17 protein-coding genes are annotated in these 18,892 nt (G+C 73.0%); 2 read left to right on the top strand and 15 right to left on the bottom strand.

Going from position 1 to position 18,892, the window contains the following annotated elements; genetic code table 11:
- The first annotated feature begins 19 nt into the window (after positions 1-19).
- Complete coding sequence (locus tag BMW78_RS20720; protein ID WP_177180289.1) at positions 20-190, top strand: hypothetical protein; 171 nt, start codon at positions 20-22, stop codon at positions 188-190.
- 3 nt (positions 191-193) lie between these two features.
- Here the strand turns inward: BMW78_RS20720 and BMW78_RS06210 are convergent, their stop codons facing one another.
- The 4 genes from BMW78_RS06210 to BMW78_RS06195 all read right to left on the bottom strand — a co-directional run bounded on the left by BMW78_RS06210 (position 194) and on the right by BMW78_RS06195 (position 4,479).
- A complete protein-coding gene (locus BMW78_RS06210; protein WP_091757525.1) occupies positions 194-1,507 on the bottom strand; it encodes an ATP-grasp domain-containing protein in 1,314 nt (437 codons plus the stop codon).
- A gap of 119 nt (positions 1,508-1,626) precedes the next feature.
- Positions 1,627-2,637 carry a tetratricopeptide repeat protein gene (locus BMW78_RS06205; protein WP_091757523.1) on the bottom strand — a complete coding sequence of 337 codons (1,011 nt, stop codon included), beginning with the start codon at positions 2,635-2,637 and terminating at the stop codon, positions 1,627-1,629.
- Positions 2,638-2,671: 34 nt separating this feature from the next.
- Complete coding sequence (locus BMW78_RS06200; RefSeq protein WP_143056165.1) at positions 2,672-3,709, bottom strand: DUF8094 domain-containing protein; 1,038 nt, start codon at positions 3,707-3,709, stop codon at positions 2,672-2,674.
- Positions 3,706-4,479, bottom strand: coding sequence for a hypothetical protein (locus BMW78_RS06195; RefSeq protein ID WP_143056164.1), 774 nt, complete (start codon positions 4,477-4,479; stop codon positions 3,706-3,708). The genes BMW78_RS06200 and BMW78_RS06195 overlap by 4 nt, the downstream gene beginning before the upstream one ends.
- Before the next feature lie 138 nt (positions 4,480-4,617).
- Here BMW78_RS06195 and BMW78_RS06190 point away from each other — a divergent pair, with 138 nt between their 5' ends.
- Positions 4,618-5,274, top strand: coding sequence for a TetR/AcrR family transcriptional regulator (locus BMW78_RS06190; RefSeq protein WP_091758221.1), 657 nt, complete (start codon positions 4,618-4,620; stop codon positions 5,272-5,274).
- 52 nt (positions 5,275-5,326) lie between these two features.
- On the opposite strand, the gene icmA is transcribed toward BMW78_RS06190, so the two are convergent.
- The 11 genes from icmA to BMW78_RS06135 form a co-directional block, all read right to left on the bottom strand.
- Positions 5,327-7,099: a coenzyme B12-dependent isobutyryl-CoA mutase large subunit gene (icmA, locus tag BMW78_RS06185; protein WP_091757517.1), complete on the bottom strand. Its 1,773-nt coding sequence runs from the start codon at positions 7,097-7,099 to the stop codon at positions 5,327-5,329.
- Between the two features lie 81 nt (positions 7,100-7,180).
- A complete protein-coding gene (locus tag BMW78_RS06180) occupies positions 7,181-7,696 on the bottom strand; it encodes a MarR family winged helix-turn-helix transcriptional regulator (protein WP_091757515.1) in 516 nt (171 codons plus the stop codon).
- A 21-nt stretch (positions 7,697-7,717) separates the two neighbouring features.
- Positions 7,718-8,386 carry an ABC transporter ATP-binding protein gene (locus BMW78_RS06175; RefSeq protein WP_091757512.1) on the bottom strand — a complete coding sequence of 223 codons (669 nt, stop codon included), beginning with the start codon at positions 8,384-8,386 and terminating at the stop codon, positions 7,718-7,720.
- Positions 8,379-9,269, bottom strand: coding sequence for an ABC transporter ATP-binding protein (locus BMW78_RS06170; RefSeq protein WP_245735698.1), 891 nt, complete (start codon positions 9,267-9,269; stop codon positions 8,379-8,381). Before BMW78_RS06170 ends, BMW78_RS06175 begins: the two co-directional genes overlap by 8 nt.
- Positions 9,266-12,382, bottom strand: a complete 3,117-nt coding sequence (locus BMW78_RS06165; RefSeq protein ID WP_091757511.1) for an FtsX-like permease family protein — start codon at positions 12,380-12,382, stop codon at positions 9,266-9,268. Before BMW78_RS06165 ends, BMW78_RS06170 begins: the two co-directional genes overlap by 4 nt.
- Before the next feature lie 117 nt (positions 12,383-12,499).
- Positions 12,500-12,808, bottom strand: a complete 309-nt coding sequence (locus BMW78_RS06160) for a thiamine-binding protein (protein ID WP_091758217.1) — start codon at positions 12,806-12,808, stop codon at positions 12,500-12,502.
- A 115-nt stretch (positions 12,809-12,923) separates the two neighbouring features.
- On the bottom strand, positions 12,924-14,009 hold the full coding sequence (locus BMW78_RS06155; protein ID WP_143056163.1) for a GNAT family N-acetyltransferase: 1,086 nt from the start codon (positions 14,007-14,009) through the stop codon (positions 12,924-12,926).
- Between the two features lie 89 nt (positions 14,010-14,098).
- Positions 14,099-14,710: a GNAT family N-acetyltransferase gene (locus BMW78_RS06150; RefSeq protein WP_091757507.1), complete on the bottom strand. Its 612-nt coding sequence runs from the start codon at positions 14,708-14,710 to the stop codon at positions 14,099-14,101.
- Between the two features lie 92 nt (positions 14,711-14,802).
- Positions 14,803-16,413 (bottom strand): serine/threonine-protein kinase, encoded by a 1,611-nt coding sequence (locus BMW78_RS06145; protein ID WP_091757505.1) that lies wholly within the window; start codon positions 16,411-16,413, stop codon positions 14,803-14,805.
- 176 nt (positions 16,414-16,589) lie between these two features.
- Positions 16,590-17,552, bottom strand: a complete 963-nt coding sequence (gene meaB, locus BMW78_RS06140; protein ID WP_091757503.1) for a methylmalonyl Co-A mutase-associated GTPase MeaB — start codon at positions 17,550-17,552, stop codon at positions 16,590-16,592.
- 2 nt (positions 17,553-17,554) lie between these two features.
- Positions 17,555-18,760 (bottom strand): acetyl-CoA C-acetyltransferase, encoded by a 1,206-nt coding sequence (locus tag BMW78_RS06135; RefSeq protein ID WP_091757501.1) that lies wholly within the window; start codon positions 18,758-18,760, stop codon positions 17,555-17,557.
- Positions 18,761-18,892: the final 132 nt, after the last annotated feature.

Raw genomic sequence — 18,892 nt, 5'->3', positions numbered from 1 at the left:
TCAATAGGTTGAAGCGTGCATGAACCGCGAGAACCGAGAGCACCCAGCCCCTGCCAACTCGTTCCCCCGGTCCTCGTCCGCTGGCCCCAACCTCGCGACGCTGGACCGCCTGCGCGCCGTGCGCCGTCGTCGGAACACCCCGACCGCGGCCCTGCGCCGGCCGCTGCCCGGCGAGTGCATCGCCTGCTGAGCGCTACTCCGCCGGGACCGCAGGGGCGGGGCCGCCGATCGCGGCCTCGTCCGTTGCGGACTCCCCCGCACCGATCCGCGACTTCTCGTCGCTGAGCCACAGACCCACGAGGCCGCCGAAGTGGGCCTCGAACCGGTCCCACTCGTGCGGCGGGTAGGTCTGCTGGACCGTGCTCGTCAGCAGCTTGCGGAAGTCGTCGGAGTCGACCCACTCCAGCACCATCTCGTCGATGTGCGGAAGCGCCACGTCGCAGAACTCGCGGTAGCGCTCGGTCTCGAAGTAGTCGTCGGCCAGCCGCTGGTATGCCGCGAGCTTGCCTGAGTACTCGAGCGACTCGTCGTCGGCGACCGCGAACCACGGGGTCGTGTCGACCTGGGTGCGCGGCTTCCGGTCGGTGGCCAGGCAGTAGACCGACCAGCGCAGCAGCGCCTTCATCGCCCACGGGAAGTAGTAGTGCAGTGACGTGACGGCGACGTCGGGGCAGGCGTTGGCGTAGTCGATCGGGTACACCACCCCGTCCTTGACGAGCATCTCGCAGGAGTTGAACTCCCAGCGGAAGAACGCGTTCACGGTCTGCGCGATGGTGACCGCCTCGGAACCCACGGCCGGGCTCAGGAAGCCGTGCTCCACGGCATACCGGTTGTGCATCGGCTCGTCGGGCCGGAACTTCATGACCATCGTCTCCGGGCCGATCGTCAGCGCCCGGGCGAACACCTCGAACCCGTCGACCGCCTGCTGCAGGTGCATGAGCATCTCGCCGGAGTCGTCGTAGGAGCGGTGCAGGTCGTCGCGGTCACGGATCATCGAGACCCCACGCCAGGCCCCGCCGTCGAACGGCTTCATGTACATCGGGTACCCGAGGTCCTCGGCGATGCGGTCGAGGTCGAACGACTTGTTGTACTTCGCCGAGGTGAACGCCCACCGGGCGTTGTCGACCGGGTTCTTGTACGGCACCAGCACCGTCTCGGGCACGTGCATGCCGAGGCGCATGAGGGCGCAGTATGCCGCGTGCTTCTCCATGGACTGGAAGGTGAACGGGCTGTTGAGCAGGTACACGTCGTCCATGAGCGCGACCTTCTTCAGCCACTCGCGCGGGTGGTAGTACCAGTGCGCCAGGCGGTCGATGACCAGGTCGTGCCGCGGCTTGTCACGCAGGTTGAACGGCTCGATCGTCATGCGCTCGGTGCTCACCGCGTGGCGCGCGCCGTCGGGGGCCGTCACGGGCCCCAGCCGCCGGGTGAGGGCTTCGAAGGCCGTGGGCCAGTCCTCCTCCGCTCCGAGCAGCAGTCCGATGAGGTGCTCGTGGGTGGCGGGCATGGTGGGGCCTCCTCGCTGTCAGCCGTCGGCCTTCATCCTGTCGGTCCCCGCGAGTTCCGCAAGATATCGGCCGCAAGAGATCGGCCGGACCCAGAACAGCGCGCGCCGATCGGCCGGACTCAGAAGAGCGCGCTCATGAGCGAGGTGCGCGCCTTGCGCACCCGCTCGTCGTGCGGCCCGACCACGGCGAAGAGCTCCAGCAGGTGGGTGCGCACCCGCTCGCGGTCGTCGCCGCTGGTCGCCTTCACCAGGTCGATGAGCCGGAGGAAGGCGTCCTCGACGTGGCCGCCGAGCAGGTCGAGGTCGGCGACCAGGGTCTGGGCGTCGATGTCGGCCGGGTCGGCAGCGGCCGCATCCCGCGCGCTCTGCAGGTCGGCACCGGCCGTGCGCTGCATGAGGCCGACCTGGGCCAGCCCGAGCTCGGCGTCGGAGTCACCAGGGTTCTGCCTCAGCGCCGTGCGGTAGGCCTCGGCCGCCGCGTCGAGGTCACCGCGCTCGATGGCGTCGTAGGCCTCCTGGTGCAGCGGGGGCAGCGGCGGCTCCTCCTGCTCACCCTCCTCCGCGGGGGCGCCGACGTCGACGCGACCGGTGACACCGTGCTGGACGGCGAGCTGGAGCAGCTGGTCGATGACCGGCCGGATCTCCTGCTCGCCCTGGATGCCGGCGAACAGCGGCACCGGCTGGCCCTGGATGAGGCCGATGGTCACGGGTACGGACTGGATCTGGAAGGCCCGCAGCAGCCCCGGGTTGGCGTCGACCTCGACCGACACGACCTGGAACCGGCCGCCGTAGGACTGGGCGAGACCCACCACGGTGTCGAGGTAGGACGCCGACTCCGGGAGCCGCGCCGACCACAGCACCAGCACCGCCGGCACACTGACCGAGGCGTTGAGCACTTCGGAGAAGTTGGCGTCGGTGCCCTCCACGACGAGGTTCGAGCCGGCCGCTCCGCCGCCGGCCTGGCCCGTGCCGGCCGCCACGCCGGCACCACCCGCGGCCGGGGACGCCCCAGCCCCGGCGCCCTGGGCTCGGGCGGCGGGAGCTCGACCGGCTCCCCCGCGCTGGGCCTGGAGTCCGGACAGGTCGACGGCACCGCGCAGGGCGCTGGCGTTGAACGGCTGCTCAGTCATGTCCGCGATTCTGCCGCAGGTCGTCGCGCCGTGGTCACTCGCCCTTGGCGGAGACCAGCGTCTCGTCGACGGCGACCAGGTTCGCCGTGCCGCTCTTGGCCGGCACGGTGAAGACGACGGTCTCGTAGGTGTGCATCTGCGCGCTCTTGGTCAGCGTCTTCTTGCCGAGCAGCTTCTGGAAGTCGGCGCTGGGGGTCAGCGACTTCCCGCTGGGCTTCAGCGTGATGGTGTCGGTGCGCTCGAGGAGGCCGAAGACCACCGCGCCGCCGTCCCTGAGCGAGATCACCACGGTGTTGTCGGGCTGCACCGTGTGCGTCTGGCGCAGCGACGCGAGCTTCGCGAAGGAGTCCGCCTGCGACTTGGCGTTGGCACGCACGGCCCGGGCGAAGACGTCGGACGAGCTCACGTGCTCGGCGGTCGCCGGCTTGGGGTAGCGCAGGCTCGCGGCATACTCCTCGAGCAGTGCCTTGGGGGCGACCGCCAGCCCGGTGCCCTGGGGGTTCAGCGGCGAGCCCTGGTCGAGGCTGTCGAGGGCGGCGACGCTGCTGCTCGGCTGCATGGCCGCGCTCGAGGCGAGCTTGAACGGCTCGCTGGCGCTCTCGGAGACCAGCACGTTGAGGGCGGTCCTGCCGTCCTCCCGGCTGCTCTGCACCAGCATCACCCGCGGCCAGCTGTTGCCGCGCGAGATGCCGAGCACCTTCGGCGGGGTCGCCTTGGTCACCGGCTCGGTCGAGGTGGAGCCGGCCCGGGCGAGGCGGCTGTCGGCGCTGGTCACGGTCAGGGCAGCGCCCGTGAGCGCCTTGGCCCGCAGCTGCTGGGCCTCGGCGCCGGTGGCCTCGCGGGCCCGGGTGGCGTCGGTGAGGACCCGGGTGGCGATGGTCTCGGCGGACTCGGCGCTGACCGGAGCCGTGTCACCGACCTCGCGCGGGACGTCCTGCACGCCGACGAGGGCGTCGCCGAGCCCGCAGCCGGTGAGGGCGGCCGCCGACAGCGCGACCGCGGCCACGCCGACCAGGGCACGGCGAGGAGCGGTACGGGAACTGGCCCCGGGGCGTCGGAACAGGTGAGTCATCGGCGTCCCTCCTCGGACGTGGCGGCGGGCTGCTGGGTCGGTTCGGTCGTGCCGGCTGGCTGCTGGGTCTGCTCGGTCGTCTCAGGTCGGGTGTCCGGGGCCGTCGGGTCGTCGGGCTTAGTGCGCTCCGGGGGCGTCGGGTCGTCGGACTCGGTGCGCTCCGGGCGCGCTCCCCTCACACGCGCCAGTCCGGCCACGCCGCCCGCCATCAGCAGCAGGCCGAGCACGAGGGCGGTGACGGCCTCGGCCGTCCACGCCTGTCGCTGCCACGTCAGGGTCAGCTCGGACAGGTCGGCGGGCTTGCCCGAGCGGGTCGCGACGACGACCGTCTCGGGGGCGTGCGTCTGGCTGATGGCCAGCGTGGCCGTGCCCTTCCCGGCCACCTGCTGGCGCCACAGGTCGGCCCCGGCGAGCGTGGGGGCGGTGCCCGTGCCCCGCGCGGCGGTCTCGAGCCGCCATCCGCTGACCGACACCCCGGTCACGGAGGTCGCCGCAGCCTTGCCCACGAGCGAGCGCGCGTCGCTGGGCGCGGCGCGACCGATCCAGACGTCGCCGCCGTCCTTGGCCTTCGCGGTGATGGTCACCGGGCTGTCGACCCGGTTGAGCACGGAGGGGTCGAGCACGACGATGCGGCCGGTGGACGGCGTGGCCCTGAAGGAGCCGGTGCCGGAGAGGCCGAGGTGGGCGAGGAACCACAGGCCGGCGACGGCCAGCACGAGGCCCGCGAGGGTCAACACGCCCAGCGCGGCCCGCTTGGACACAGGTGACACTGCTGTCTGTTTCCTTACGTGAGACGGCCGGCCGCCATGCAGGTGGGGGCGGTCGGCATCCCTCCACCATGACCCAGAGCCGGTCGGGAGCCAAATCGGTGACGTCGTTTGCGTGCGAACGGTGGCATCATCGGCCGGATGACCGCAGCCGACCCCCCTGCCGCGAACCGTCGCCCCGGGCGGCCTCGCGACGCCGCCACCGAGCAGGCCATCACGCGTGCCGCGCGCGAGCTGCTCGCCGAGCAGGGCGTCGGCGGGCTCACCATGGAGCAGGTGGCTGCCCGGGCGGGTGTGGCCAAGACCACCGTCTACCGGCGCTGGCCGTCGAAGGTCGAGCTCGCGGTGCACGCCGTGGCGGCGACCTTCGACACCATCGACGCCGGCGACCGCGGCTCCCTCGCCGCCGACATGCGGGCGGGCATCGACGAGGCGGCGCGCCTGCTGCGCGAGCCGTCGACCGGAGGGGCGTATGCCGCGCTGCTCGCCGAGTCGGCCCGTGACCCCGAGGGCGTGGGACGGGCCGTGCGCGGGTCGCTGTCCACCCGGCTGCACGCCCTGGTGAGCCAGGCCGTCGAGCGGGCGATCGGCCGCGGCGAGATCCGCCCCGACATGGTCGACGTCGACCTGCTCGCCGACGTCGTCGTCGGCGCGGTGCTGCACCGGGCGCTCGCGACGGGTGAGCCGGACGCCGCCTTCGTCGACGCGCTCATCGACCTGCTCTCCGACGTGGCGTACGCCCGGCTGCTCCTCGCCAAGCGGCAGGCGACGAACCCGCTCCGCACCCAGCCCGGCTGACGCGCGACGGCGGCCGCCGCGGCATACCCCTGCCGTTCTCCGGTGGGAAGGGTCAGAAGCGGGCCGGCTCGCGGTAGACGCCCCACTCCTCGCGCAGCGCGTCGCAGATCTCGCCGAGGGTCGCCTCGGCGCGCACGGCGTCGAGCATGGCGGGCACCATGTTCTCGTGGGTGCGGCCCACCTCGACCATGTGCTGCACGGCGGCCCGGACAGCGGCCTCGTCGCGGGCGGTCTTGCGCTCCTTCAGGGTGGCCACCTGCTCGCGCTCGACCTCGTGGCTGACCCGCAGGATCTCGAGCTCGTGGCTGACCGAGTCGGTGTGGCAGTTGACGCCGACGACCCTCTTGTCGCCCTTCTCGAGCGAGACCTGGTACTGGAAGGCGGCCTCGGCGATCTCGGACATGAACCAGCCCTCCTCGAGGCCGCGCAGGATGCCCTTGGTCATCGGCCAGGTGCCGCCGTCGCGGACGCCGGTGTTGTCGCGGACGAGCTGGGCGAGCTGGTCGGTGTCCCTGCTCGTGAGGTCGCTGCCGCCGAGGGTGAGGATGCGGTCGAAGATCGCGTTGGCCTCGCCCTCGATCTTGTCGGTGAGCGCCTCGACGTACCAGCTGCCGCCGAGCGGGTCGGCCACGTTGACGACGCCGGTCTCCTCCATGATCACCTGCTGGGTGCGCAGGGCGATCTCGGCGGCCTGCTCGGTGGGCAGGGCGAGCGTCTCGTCGAGGGCGTTGGTGTGCAGGGAGTTCGTGCCACCGAGCACAGCCGCGAGCGCCTCGACCGCGGTGCGCACGACGTTGTTGTAGGGCTGCTGCGCGGTGAGCGAGACGCCGGCGGTCTGGGTGTGGAACCGCAGCCACTGGGCCTTCTCGGTCTTGGCGCCGTAGACGTCGCGCATCCAGCGGGCCCAGATGCGGCGGGCGGCGCGGAACTTGGCGATCTCCTCGAAGAAGTCGAGGTGGCTGTCGAAGAAGAACGACAGGCCGGGGGCGAACGCCTCGATGTCGAGGCCGCGTGACAGGCCGAGCTCGACGTAGCCGAACCCGTCGGCGAGGGTGAACGCGAGCTCCTGCGCGGCCGTGGAGCCGGCCTCACGGATGTGGTAGCCGGATACCGACAGCGGCTTGTAGGCCGGGATGTTCTGCGCGCAGTACTCCATCAGGTCGCCGATCAGGCGCAGGTGCGGCTCGGGCGCGAAGAGCCACTCCTTCTGGGCGATGTACTCCTTGAAGATGTCGGTCTGCAGCGTGCCGTTGAGCACCCCGAGGTCGACGCCCTGCCGCTCGGCGGCGACGAGGTACATGCAGAACACCGGCACGGCAGGGCCGCTGATCGTCATCGAGGTGGTGATGTCCTCGAGCGGCAGCTCGTGGAACAGCACCTCCATGTCCTTGGCCGAGTCGATCGCCACGCCGCAGTGGCCCACCTCGCCGAGGCTCATCGGGTCGTCGGAGTCGCGGCCCATGAGGGTCGGCATGTCGAACGCCACCGAGAGGCCGCCACCGCCGCGCGCCATGATCATCTTGTAGCGCTCGTTGGTCTGCACGGCGTTGCCGAAGCCGGCGAACTGGCGGATGGTCCATGCGCGGCCGCGGTAGCCGGTCGGGTAGAGGCCGCGGGTGAACGGGAACTCCCCCGGCCAGCCGATCCGCTCGGGCACCTCGGTGCCGTCGGCCGGGCCGTAGACCGGCGCGACCTCCATCCCCGACAGCGTCGTGAAGTCGGCGTCGCGCACCTGCCCCTTGGCCCGGGCGGCGTCGAAGCGGGCCTGCCAGCGGGCAGCGCCCTCGCTGGTGGACGGGTTCTGCGGAGCGGGGGTCTCAGCCATGGGGGCCAATTTACTAGGACGTCCAACTATCTGTCGACGCACCTCTGCCGCTGGGCGGAGCGGGTATGCCGTGGGGCCGGGTCAGGCGTCGAAGTCGTGCGCGCCGACGCGCACCTTGCGCAGCAGGTCGAAGAGCTGCTCGTGCTCCGCGGGGGTCAGCATCTCGAGGCCGAACCTCGCCTCCACCAGCTCCTTGGTCGCCGCCTCCATGGCGTCGCGACCGGCGGAGGTGATGACGGCGAGCGCGCCGCGGCCGTCCTGCGGGTTCGGAACCCGCTCGACGAAACCCTGCGCCGCGAGCCGCTGGACGATGTTGGTGGCGCTGGTCGGGTGGACCATCAGGCGCTGGCCGATCTTGCCCATGCTGAGGCGGCCCTCACGGCTGAACGCCAGCAGCACCAGCGCCTCGTAGCGGGCGAAGGTCAGGCCGTGCCGCCCGACCATGGCGTCGAACTCGGTGATGAGCAGCTGCTGCACCCGCATGATCGAGGTCGCGCTGGCCATCGCGAGCGGCTGGGACGTGCGGCCCCAGCGCTGGGTCCACAGCTGAGCGGCCCGGGTGATGGGGTCGAACGGCAGGCGGATCGGCTTCGGCACGGCGACAGGCTAGTGCGGCCCTCAACGCGGGACGCGCACCGTCTCACACCGGCCGTCGTCGAGCCGGACCTCGCCGTCGGCCTGCGCGGCGGCCTCCGGGTCGTGGGTGGCCATCACGACGATGGCGCCGCGGTCGGCCTCGGCCCGCAGCAGCGCCAGGACCCGTTCGCGGTTGTCGTGGTCGAGCTCGCTGGTCGGCTCGTCGGCCAGCAGCACCCTCCCGGCCAGGGCCAGGCCCCGCGCCACCGCGACGCGCTGCTGCTGGCCGCCGCTCAGCTCCTCGGCCAGGTGGCTCCCCGACTCCTCGAGGCCGACCGAGGCCAGCGCCAGCCCGGCCCGCTGGCGGGCGTCCGACACCGACAAGCCCTTGGCCAGCAGCGGCAGCTCGACGTTCTCGCGCGCCGACAGGAGCAGGGCCAGGGCGCTTCCCTGCGGGATGACCTCGATCCCCAGGCTCGCGGCGTGGTCGCGGTCGCGCACCTCGGCGTCCCCGAGGCGCACCGAGCCCCCTGCCGCCACGGCGCCCGCCACGGCCCACAGCAGCGAGGACTTGCCGGCCCCGCTGTGGCCCGTCACGGCGATGAACTCCCCGGCGTACGCCTCCAGACTCGCCGACTCCACGGCCACGGCCGACCCGTAGCGGACGCTGACGGCGTCCAGCACGAGCGGTGGCACCTCGACCTCAGCCATGGCGGCCCTCCCCTCCCTCGGGTACCAGGGTCCAGACCCCGTCCTCGGTCTGGTGGACGCGCACCAGCGCGCCGGGTGGGAAGGCCGCCACGACAGCGGGCGGAAGGGGCAGCGACCCGTCGGCCGCCACCACGGCATACTCCTCGCCCGCTCGTCCCTCGCCGCCGACCCGGCCGTCGCGGATGGTGACGGTGCGCGGCAGCCGCGCCGCCACGTCGGGGTCGTGGGTCACCACGACGATGGTCGTGCCCCACTCCTGGTTGACCCGGTGCAGGGCGTCGAGCACGACGTCGCGCGAGGTGTGGTGCAGCTGGCTGGTCGGCTCGTCGCCGAGCAGCAGGCCCGGCCGGCTGGCCAGCGCCACCGCGAGGGCGGCGAGCTGCAGCTGGCCCGGGGGCAGCGACGGCAGCGGCTGCCGTGCGGCACGGTCGAGCCCGACGAGGTCGAGCACCTCGCGGGGTGAGGGCACGTCGCGCCTGGCCCTGCGCGCCGACCGCTGGGCGAACTCCACGTTCTGCTGGGCGCTGAGGTAGGGCAGCAGGTTGCGGGCCGCGCCCTGCAGCACCAGCCCCACCTCGGCGGCCCGGAACGCGTCGAGCTCGGCCTCCGACATCGTCGACAGCTCGTGCTCCCCGACGAGCACCCGGCCCGCGCTCGGGCGCATCAGGCCGCCGAAGAGGGTCAGCAGCGTGGACTTGCCCGCCCCCGACGGGCCGAGCAGGCCGACCACCTCACCCGGGTTCACCACCAGGTCGACACCGGAGAGGGCAGCGACGTCGTGCCCGTCGGCCCGGTAGATGTGCACGAGGCCGCGGGTGGCGACCTGCAGCCCACGTCGGGTCGAGGTGTCCGACGACGTAGTGGCCGGCACGGTGGTGGTCACAGGCTCTCCCTCACGCGTTGCAGGCTGACCCGGCGACCGGCACCCCGCGCGCAGAGCCAGCCGACGACGACCAGCACCAGGGCGGCGAGCAGGGCCGCGCCCGCCGCAGCCCCCACGGCCGGAGCCAGCTGCAGGGCCGGCACGGGGTCGGCCGTGTCGTCGAAGAGCGGGACCAGAGGCATGGCGAGCACCGAGCTGACCGCTCCGCACACCAGGCCCACCGCCGAGCCGAGCAGCACGAGCACCACCTGTTCGCGCACCAGCGCGCCACGCAGCACCGACAGCCGCAGGCCCGACATGTGCAGCGCGGCCAGGTCGCGGGCCACCGTGCGCCAACCCGTCACGGTCATGACGATGACCACCAGGGCGGCGAGCAGGATCCCCATGGCACCGGTGAAGACGGCCAGGCGCAGGCCCTGGGCGGACGCCGACTGGTCGAGCTGCTCCTTGGCCTGGGCGTAGCTGCGGCTGTTGGTCACGCCGATTCCGCTCTGCGCCAGCGCCTTGCTCACCGCGGCCACGTCGCCGGGGTCCCGCAGCCAGACCGAGAGGCTGCCGGTGTCGGCCAGCGTGCCGCCGAGGCGGGCGAGCGTCTCGTAGTCGACGAGCACCCCCTTGGCGCCGAGCACCGGCAGGGCGTCGACGTGTTGCGCGGAGGAGACCCGGATGGGTGCGCCGTTGAGGCCGGCCGCGTCGAACGAGGCGGGCGTGCCGCCCGGCGGGACGGCCCCGGCCAGCAGCCCCGGCACGACGGCCGGCACGTCGGCGTGGGTCAGCGCCAGGGAGAACCCGGTGCTCACGAGGTCGAGCACCAGGCTGTCGTGAGCGGTCCCCTGCTTGGCGTCGAGGCGGTCCGGCGCCCCCGCCGTGGTGGGCACGAACGCGTTCCACTGTCTCGGCGACCCGACGTCCAGCGACCGGCCGTCCACGCCCAGGCCGGTGAGGGTCACGGTGCCGGACACCTGGCTGGCGACCGGGTCGGTCTTGCGGAACTCGAGGCCGTCGAGCCGGCACCCGTCCGGGCAGAGCAGCGGCGCGTCCAGCACCGCCGATCCCCTGCCCCGCAACGGCACCGAGGCGATGACCCGGGTGAGCCGCTGGCCGCCCGGCGTCGTGACCGACAGGCGCAGCTCCGAGGGCTCGCCGGGGGGCTCCACCTCCGCCGGTGGGCGCGGCTTCCCGGACTGGCCCGGCGGCAGGGTGACGACGTCGGACTCGGGCGCCGTGAGGTCCCACGAGATGCGGCCCGTCACGCGGCTCCCCTTCAGCGCGACGGTGGGCACCTGGGGCGGGGCCAGCGCCGCCACCCGGTAGCGCTGGCCGGCGGGCTCGTAGGCCACGTCGGCCAGCGACCGCGACACGACGGCGAGCGTGGCGGTCGACCCGGGGTCGACCCGGCGCACGACGGCCACCGGCGTCGCGCGGGTCCCGTCGGCGTCGAAGCGGCGCACCGCGGTGAGCAGGGCGGCGGGGTTGCGGCTGTCGGTCTCGAGGGAGAGCGGGGCGCCGCTGCGCACCTCCGCGCGCGCCTGCCAGTTGCGGTCGCCCACCGCGACGGCGTTGGCCGCGAACACGGTGAGCGCGACGGCGACGCTCACCACGGTGACCACCTTGCGCGGACCGGGCCGGCGCTCCAGCCCGTATGCCGCGAGCGCGGGCCCGATGCGACCTCGCCGCTGGAAGCCGCGACCGGCCGCTGCGGCGGCCGGGACGACCAGCCGCGCGACGACGAGCCCGGCCGCCAGGGCGATCAGCGTCGGGGTGAGGAGGGCGAGCGGCCCGTCGAGGGTGCGGGTCGCGAGCCCGACGATGCCGAACGCGGCCAGCGCGACGGCCAGCAGGTCGACGACCCCGATGGCCCGCGACCGCTCGGGCGCCACCCGGCGCAGGAGCGAGGAGACGGTGAGGCGCTGCACCGGGCGTGCGGCCAGCCAGATCGCTCCGGCGCAGGCGACCGCGGCGAGCCCGACCGCGGCATACGCCTGCCACGGCACCTCGAACGGCACCCCCGGCGGCAGGACGGTCCACCGGACCACGCTCGTCACCAGCACGGCCAGCAGGAAGCCGACCGGCATCCCCAGGGCGGCGGTGAGGGCGAGCTCGCCCATGACGAGCCGGCCCGCGCCCTCCCGGCTGCGACCGCGCAGGCGGGCCAGGGCGACCTCGGGCCGGCGCTGCTCCACGGCCGCCTGGGCGACGAGGAGCAGGATGGCCACGGCCAGGAGCGCGAGCTGGGCGATGAGCAGCGGGACGATGACCCCGAGGCGCGACTGGCCCACCCGCAGGCCCTCGATCACGGTCGGCAGCTGGGTGCTCACCAGGGCCCCTGCCACCCCGCCGGAGGCGTTGCCGGGGTGGGCGAGGACTGCGGAGATGCGGTCGAGGTTGTCGAGGGTGAACAGAGCCCGCTTCAGCGGCAGGGTCAGGGTGGCCTGGGCCTCGCGCCAGTCGGTCGTGAACGTGCTCTCGGCGGTGACGAAGTCGTCGACGGCCGGGACGATCTCCTGGCCGACCGTGATGAAGGTGCCCGACTTGCCGTCGAGCTGCTCGGTCATCCAGTACGCCGGGTCGGGCTCGACCTCGTAGGCGCCGCTCACCTTCAGGGTGGCGAGCTTGACCGGGCCGGCCGAGTCGCTGCCGGGGATGGCGGTCGTGAAGGTGGTGCCCAGCGGCCAGGACCACGCCTTGAGGTCCTTGGTCGAGACCATGACCTCACCGGGCGCCGTCGGGCACCGGCCGGCCGTGACGCGCACGTGCTCGCACACCCGGTCGCGGGCGAGGAGCGTCAGCGGCGAGGACTTCAGTCCCTTGCGGGGCACCACGTCCAGGGGCTGCGACATCTGCCCCACGCCCCGGCCGTAGAGCCCCGTCAGCGAGGCGGGCACGCTGCGGGCGAGGTCACCGCTGCGGAAGTCGGGGTTGGACTGGCTGCGACCCGCCCGCACCACGAGCGCGGTGTCGACCACGTCGGCCTGGCTGACCGCCTGGCGCAGCTGGCCCTGCTGGAGCGCGCGCTGGTAGAGCGGGGCGACGACGGCGCAGGTGGCGACCATCGCTGAGAGCAGCACGAGCACGAGTGCCTGCGCGCGCCGGTACCGGATCGCCGCCCACACGCCGACATCTCTCCTTCGGTCTCCCCCACGGAACAGGCACACCCTAGGGGGGCCGGTGTCCTCCGCGTGAGGGTTTTCCGGCCACGGTCCGGCAACGATCGGGAGCCGTGCGGCTCGCTACGACTGGTCGGCCAGGAGGGCCTCGACCCGCTCGACCTTGCCGGTCAGCTCACCGGTGTGGCCGGGGCGGATGTCGGCCTTGAGCACCAGGCTCACCCGGGGGCCGTACGCGGCCACGGCGTCGACCGCGCGCTTGACCACGGCCATGCACTCGTCCCACTCCCCCTCCAGGGTCGTGAACATCGAGTCGGTGCGGTTCGGCAGGCCGGAGTCGCGGACCACCTTCACGGCGGCGGCGACGGCCTCGCTGACCGAGCCGGTGGAGTCGGAGGCGACGGACGGGGCGACGGAGAAGGCGACGAGCATGCGCCCACCGTATGCCGTGCGGCCCAGCCCCGTGCCCTCGGTGCGCCACACGCCGCTGCCGCCCCCACCCGCCCCGGTGGTGTGGTGCCGCCGGATGGGTCGCCCCGCCGCTCGGTCAGTCGTCGAGGTGTCGCTGGTAGGACAGGAGCACTTCCACCTTGCGGAAGCCGAGCTCGAGGTTGACGCCGACCATGTGGGCGTTCTGCTCGGCGTTGCAGGTCTGGATCCTCCGGGCCTGCGGCGCGAACCGCGCCAGCTCCTGCAAGCCGCGCACCTTGACCGCCATGCCGAGCCGGTGGCCCCGGTGCTCGCGGCGCACGAGGGTCCCCCACTGCATGACCTCGTCCGGGTCGTCGGCGCTGACCACGAGGTCGTTGTACGCCACGACCTCGCCACCGGGTGCGATGGCGACGGTGTGCAGCATCGTGCGCCCCTGCTGCTCCAGTCGACCGAGCTCCTCGGCATAGGTCTGCGGGCCGAGTGCCTCCTCCTCGAAGTCGATCTCCCCGGTCGGGGCGTCCACGGCGAGCTGGTTCCAGCAGGCGCAGTAGGACTCGCGCAGCTCCTCGGGCAGGCCGCCCACGAAGGACTCGACGCGGTATCCCTCGTGGCGGGGTGCCGCGCCGGCCGCGAGCGCCTCCAGGCGCGCCGGGTCGAGGGGCAGGTCGAGGATGCGGCGGACCTCGGTGTTGGCGTAGGAGTACCCGTGACGCCGGGCGAACCGGACGTGGGGGTGGTTCTCGCGCTCGTCATCGGGGACGTTGACCTCGACGAGGACCGTTCGGCGGCCGGCGGCGGCGGTGCGTTCCGCGAGGCGCTCGGCGAGGGCGGTGCCGGCGCCGCGGTGACGCCAGGCCGGATCGACGTCGACCTCGGCCCAGGTGAAGTGCGTGTTGTCCAGGAGGGGGAACCACAACAGGGCCATCCCGGCGACGTGCCCGTCGACGAGCGCGACGTAAGGCTCCAGGCGCTCGACGGAGTTCTCCGACCGCAGCTGGACCGCCATCTCCCGCAGCGACCAGGTCTTGGCCCACGGTCGCTGGTAGCGGCACGAGGCGACCCGCGCGGCGTGGGCCGCAGCGATCTCGGCGTCATCGGCGAGGTCGAGCGCGCGCACGACGACACCCGTCCCGGGGTGGTCGGAGCGGCCCGGTCCGGAAACGGTCGAGGACCCCGTGCGGGGCGTGGTCGTCACAGCCATGCCCACGAGTGTCCGGCCGGCGCGATGTGCGCGGCAAAGGGTTTTCGGTCCTGCTCCGCCGTGACACGTTCACGGGCTGAGGCACGCGCTCAGGGCAGGTGCGGGCGACCGCGGTGCAGCTCCCACTCCGGGGCGAGCACCGACATCAGGTGGGAGTCGACCCACTCCCCGTCGAAGCGCAGCGCGTCGCGGCGCACGCCCTCGTGCACGAAACCGACCTTCTCGTAGGCCCGCCGGGCGCGGGGGTTGAAGCCGTAGACCTCCAGGCTGACCCGGTGCAGGCCGATGGTCTCGAAGGCGTGGGCCAGCACGAGGCGAGTGGCCTCGGTGCCGAGCCCGCGGTCGCGCCCGCGCGGGCCGATGAGGATGCGGAAGTTGCAGGAGGCGTTCTCGGGCTCCCACTCGTTGAGCACCACCTCGCCGACGCACTCACCCGTCTCGCGGTCGACGATGGCGAGGTCGAGCCGGTCGGGCTGCTCGGCGCGGGAGCCGTACCACTGGCGCAGCCGCTGCTTGTCGAACCCCTCGTCGGGGGCGACGCTGCTGCTGTGGACGCTGCCGGTCAGCCTGCCCACCTCGGGGTCGGCGATCGCCTCGGCCATCGCGGCCACGTCGTCGCCGACGAAGGGCCGCAGCAGGGCGCGCACGCCGGTCAGGGTCGGCTTGGCGGCGAAGGGGCTTGCGCTGGGGGTGCTGCTCATGGCCGCAGACCGTAGCGACCGGCCGGCGCGCCTGTCGCCGGCATTTGCCTGACCGTGACCGTGTCTGACGGTGACCGGGCGGCCCGCGGTGGTCAGGCGCGGCGGTCGTCGGCGATGAGGAAGCCGTCGCCACCCTCGACCACGGTGATCTGGTGCCGCTCGGTGGAGGACGTGCCGCTCTTCATGTCGTACGTCAGCACCGCGGTCACGGTGCCGTCGGCGGCGTCGGCCTGGAGGTCGCTCACCTTGACCGAGTCGACCGTGCTCCACCACCCGTCGTAGGCGGGCCGGCCACCCATCCGTTTCTGGTACTCCGGCGTGAGCTGCGCCCAGGTCTTGTCGCGGTTCTTGGTGACGTCCTTGAAGTAGTCGCGGACGAACTTTGCGACCTGCTGGTCGCTCTTGCCCTGGGGTTTCGTGGTCGTCGTCTCGCTGGTCGTCGACGACGACGACGACGAGGACGACGAGGAGCTGCTGGTGCTTGGCTCCTTGCTCGGGCTCTGGGACTGCGTGGTCTTGCGCGGCTTGCTGCTGGTCGACGTCGTGGCCGCGGGCGTCGCGCCGCCGGGCTTGTCGTTGCCCTGCGAGGCGAGGTAGAAGCCGCCGAGCCCGAGGAGCACCAGCAGGGCCAGCAGCACGGGCACCCACCGGCGCGTGCCGCTGCGGCGCTCCTCCACGTCACGGGTCCCCGGACCCGGCTGGGAGGCGCCGTATGCCGCGGCAGCGGCCGGTGCGGCATACCGCTCGTCGTCGCCGGACGGCGGGACCGGAGTGGGTGTGCTCGGCGTGATGGGGTCGGGCACCGGCGTGGCCATCGCCTGGGTCGGCTCGTCGGTGGTGGGCAGCACCGTGGTGGCGGCCGCACCCGCGGCGCCGGCCGCGGGAAGGGTGAGGGTGTTGTCGCCCCGGGACACCCGGCCGAGGCGGTCGGCCGCGGTGGCCATGTCCCAACGCGCTGTCGGGTCCTTGGCCATCATCGCCTCGATGGCGCCGCCCACGGGACCGGCCAGCTGCATGGGCTCGGGCTCGCCGCGGGCGATGTCCTGCAGCAGCGCGATGGGGTTCGAGCGGGGCGTGAAGGGCGGGTGGCCCTCGACCGCGGCGTAGAGGGTGGCGCCGAGCGCCCACACGTCGGACGCTGCGTCGGGGTCCTCGCCGCGGGCCAGCTCGGGCGAGAGGTAGCCGGGCGTGCCGGTGACGAACCCGGTTTGCGTGAGCGCCTCGTCGCCGAGGCCGCGGGCGATGCCGAAGTCGCTGATCTTGGGCCGGCCCGAGCGGTCGATGAGCACGTTGCCGGGCTTGATGTCGCGGTGCACGATGCCGCGCTCGTGGGCCCGCGACAGGGCCGAGGCGAGCTGCGAGCCGATGTCGGCAACCCGGCGCGGGTCGAGGGCGCCCTCGCGGGCGATGACGTCGGCGAGGGTCTCGCCCTCGACGTACTCCATGACCAGCCACGGGGCACCCTCGTGGTCGACCACGTCGTAGACCGCGACGGCGTTGGGGTGGTTGAGGGCCGCGGCGGAGCGCGCCTCGCGCATGGCCCGGCGGGTCTCGGTGGCGGACTCCCCCGGCAACGCACCGATCTGCTTGATCGCGACGTCGCGGCCGAGCCGGTTGTCGCGGGCGAGCCACACGGTGCCCATGCCCCCACGCCCGATGGCGCGGCGCACCTCGTAACGACCGGCGACGACCTGCGGGTCCATGGAGTCCTCTCTGTGACCGTGCGGGCGGCGATGGAGACCGCCCGACCGACCACCCACCCTACGGGGAACCGGGCAAAGGGTTCATCTCCACAGGTCCCGCTCATGCACGGTGCCAGGCGTGCCCGCGGTGACAGCGGTGCTGGCGGTACAAGCGGTGCCAGCGGTGCTGGCGGCGCTCAGGCCAGCGCGGCCACGACCTGGTCGGCGGCGGCATACGGGTCGGTCCTGCCGTCCACGACGTCGGCGGCGAGCTCGTCGACGCCGTTGCCGTGGCGCAGGTCACCCATCCGCGCCCGCAGCTGCTGCAGGGCGATGGACTCGATCTCGTCGCCGGCACGCCGCACCCGGCGGTCGCGCAGGGTGCCGGTCTTCTCCATCCAGGCGACGTGCTTGTCGAGGGCCTCCATGACCTCGTCGATGCCCTCGTTCTTGGCCGCGACGGTCTTGAGGACGGGCGGTCGCCACAGGCCTGGCTCCGTGCGGTCGCCGAGGGAGATCATGTGGCGGATGTCGCGCACGGTGGCGTCGGCGCCCTCGCGGTCGGCCTTGTTGACGACGAAGATGTCGCCGATCTCGAGGATGCCCGCCTTGGCCGCCTGGATGCCGTCACCCATGCCCGGGGCGAGCAGCACGAGGGTGGTGTCGGCGAGGCCCGCGATCTCGACCTCGGACTGCCCCACGCCGACCGTCTCGATGAGGATCACGTCGCAGCCGGCGGCGTCGAGCACGCGCAGGGCCTGCGGCGTGGTCCACGACAGTCCGCCGAGGTGGCCACGACTGGCCATCGAGCGGATGTAGACGTCGGGGTCGAGCGCGTGGTCCTGCATGCGCACGCGGTCGCCGAGCAGCGCACCGCCGGAGAACGGCGAGCTCGGGTCGACGGCGAGCACGCCGATCCGCTTGCCGCGGGCGCGGAACGCGGCCACCAGCGCGTTGGTGCTGGTCGACTTGCCGACCCCGGGCGAGCCGGTGATGCCGATGATGTGGGCGTTGCCGCTGTGGGGCGCGAGCGCGGCCATGACCTCACGCAGGGCCGGATGATGGTCCTCGACGAGGGAGATCAGGCGCGCGACGGCCCGGGGCGAGCCTGCCCTGGCCGAATCGACCAGGGCAGGGACGTCGACGGTGCGAGCGGCCAAGGTCAGCCGTTCTGCTTCGGGACGCGGACGATGAGGGCGTCGCCCTGGCCGCCGCCGCCGCACAGCGCTGCGGCGCCCAGACCGCCACCGCGGCGCTTCAGCTCGAGCGCGAGGTGCAGCGCGATGCGGGCCCCGGACATGCCGATCGGGTGGCCGAGCGCGATGGCGCCGCCGTTGACGTTGATCTTGTCGAGGTCGAGGCCGAGCATCTTGGCCGAGGCCAGGCCGACCGCGGCGAACGCCTCGTTGATCTCGACGAGGTCGAGGTCGGCGGGGCTGATGCCCTCCTTGGCGCAGGCCTTCTCGATGGCCATGGCCGGCTGCTGCTGGAGACAGGAGTCCGGACCGGCGACGACGCCGTGGGCCCCGATCTCGGCGATCCAGGACAGGCCCAGCTCCTCGGCCTTGGCCCTGCTCATCACGACGACGGCGGCCGCGCCGTCGGAGATCTGCGAGGCGGAACCGGCGGTGATGGTGCCGTCCTTGGCGAAGGCCGGGCGCAGCTTGCCGAGCGAGTCGGCCGTCGTGTCGGCGCGGATGCCCTCGTCGGACTTGAACTCGATCGGGTCGCCCTTGCGCTGCGGGATGGCGACGGGCACGACCTCGTCGTCGAAGAGGCCGTCCTTCCAGGCCTTGGCCGCCAGCTGGTGGCTGCGGGCGGAGAACTCGTCCTGCTCCTCGCGGGTGAACGCGACGTCGCCGGTGTTGGCGGTCTCGGTCAGGGCGCCCATGGCCTGGTCGGTGAAGGCGTCCCACAGGCCGTCGTAGGCCATGTGGTCGCGCACCGTGACATCGCCGTACTTGTAGCCCTCGCGCGACTTCTCGAGCAGGTGCGGGGCGTTGGTCATCGACTCCTGGCCGCCGGCGACGACGATGTCGTACTCGCCCGCGCGGATCATCTGGTCGGCCATGGCGATGGCGTTGATGCCGGAGAGGCAGACCTTGTTGATGGTCAGCGCCGGGACGCTCATCGGGATACCGGCCTTCACCGCGGCCTGGCGGGCGGGGATCTGGCCGGCGCCCGCCTGCAGCACCTGACCCATGATCACGTAGTCGACCTGCTCGGGGCTGACGCCCGCCTTCTCGAGGGCGCCCTTGATGGCGAACCCGCCGAGGTCGGCGCCGGAGAAGCCCTTGAGCGAGCCGAGCAGTCGGCCCATCGGGGTTCGCGCGCCCGCGACGATCACAGAGGTGGGACGGTCAGACATGGGATGAGCCTCCAGCGCCGTTGATGCAGATTCCTCCGGCAACTCTAGCCGCGGCCCACTCCAGCGTCGTTGTGGCCCTCACCACCTCCTGGGTCCGGACAGGCGAGCCCGGACGATGTCCTGGTCGAGACC

It is taken from the genome of Pedococcus cremeus (genome assembly GCF_900111375.1).
In the GTDB taxonomy this organism is placed as follows: Bacteria; Actinomycetota; Actinomycetes; order Actinomycetales; family Dermatophilaceae; genus Pedococcus_A; species Pedococcus_A cremeus.
The sequence above is the reverse complement of the archived record's forward strand: the minus strand, read 5'-3'. Positions and strand labels throughout refer to the sequence as shown.

Excerpts from the sequence above, each read along its gene's own strand:
- BMW78_RS06210 (WP_091757525.1), bottom strand. The coding sequence starts at position 1,507 with ATGCCCGCCACCCACGAGCACCTCATCGGACTGCTGCTCGGAGCGGAG.
- BMW78_RS06150 (WP_091757507.1), bottom strand. The coding sequence starts at position 14,710 with ATGAGCAGCACCCCCAGCGCAAGCCCCTTCGCCGCCAAGCCGACCCTG.
- icmA (WP_091757517.1), bottom strand. The coding sequence starts at position 7,099 with ATGGCTGAGACCCCCGCTCCGCAGAACCCGTCCACCAGCGAGGGCGCT.
- BMW78_RS06200 (WP_143056165.1), bottom strand. The coding sequence starts at position 3,709 with ATGACTCACCTGTTCCGACGCCCCGGGGCCAGTTCCCGTACCGCTCCT.
- BMW78_RS06205 (WP_091757523.1), bottom strand. The coding sequence starts at position 2,637 with ATGACTGAGCAGCCGTTCAACGCCAGCGCCCTGCGCGGTGCCGTCGAC.
- BMW78_RS06155 (WP_143056163.1), bottom strand. The coding sequence starts at position 14,009 with ATGGCTGTGACGACCACGCCCCGCACGGGGTCCTCGACCGTTTCCGGA.
- BMW78_RS06160 (WP_091758217.1), bottom strand. The coding sequence starts at position 12,808 with ATGCTCGTCGCCTTCTCCGTCGCCCCGTCCGTCGCCTCCGACTCCACC.
- BMW78_RS06145 (WP_091757505.1), bottom strand. The coding sequence starts at position 16,413 with ATGGACCCGCAGGTCGTCGCCGGTCGTTACGAGGTGCGCCGCGCCATC.
- BMW78_RS06135 (WP_091757501.1), bottom strand. The coding sequence starts at position 18,760 with ATGTCTGACCGTCCCACCTCTGTGATCGTCGCGGGCGCGCGAACCCCG.
- BMW78_RS20720 (WP_177180289.1), top strand. The coding sequence starts at position 20 with ATGAACCGCGAGAACCGAGAGCACCCAGCCCCTGCCAACTCGTTCCCC.
- BMW78_RS06175 (WP_091757512.1), bottom strand. The coding sequence starts at position 8,386 with ATGGCTGAGGTCGAGGTGCCACCGCTCGTGCTGGACGCCGTCAGCGTC.
- BMW78_RS06190 (WP_091758221.1), top strand. The coding sequence starts at position 4,618 with ATGACCGCAGCCGACCCCCCTGCCGCGAACCGTCGCCCCGGGCGGCCT.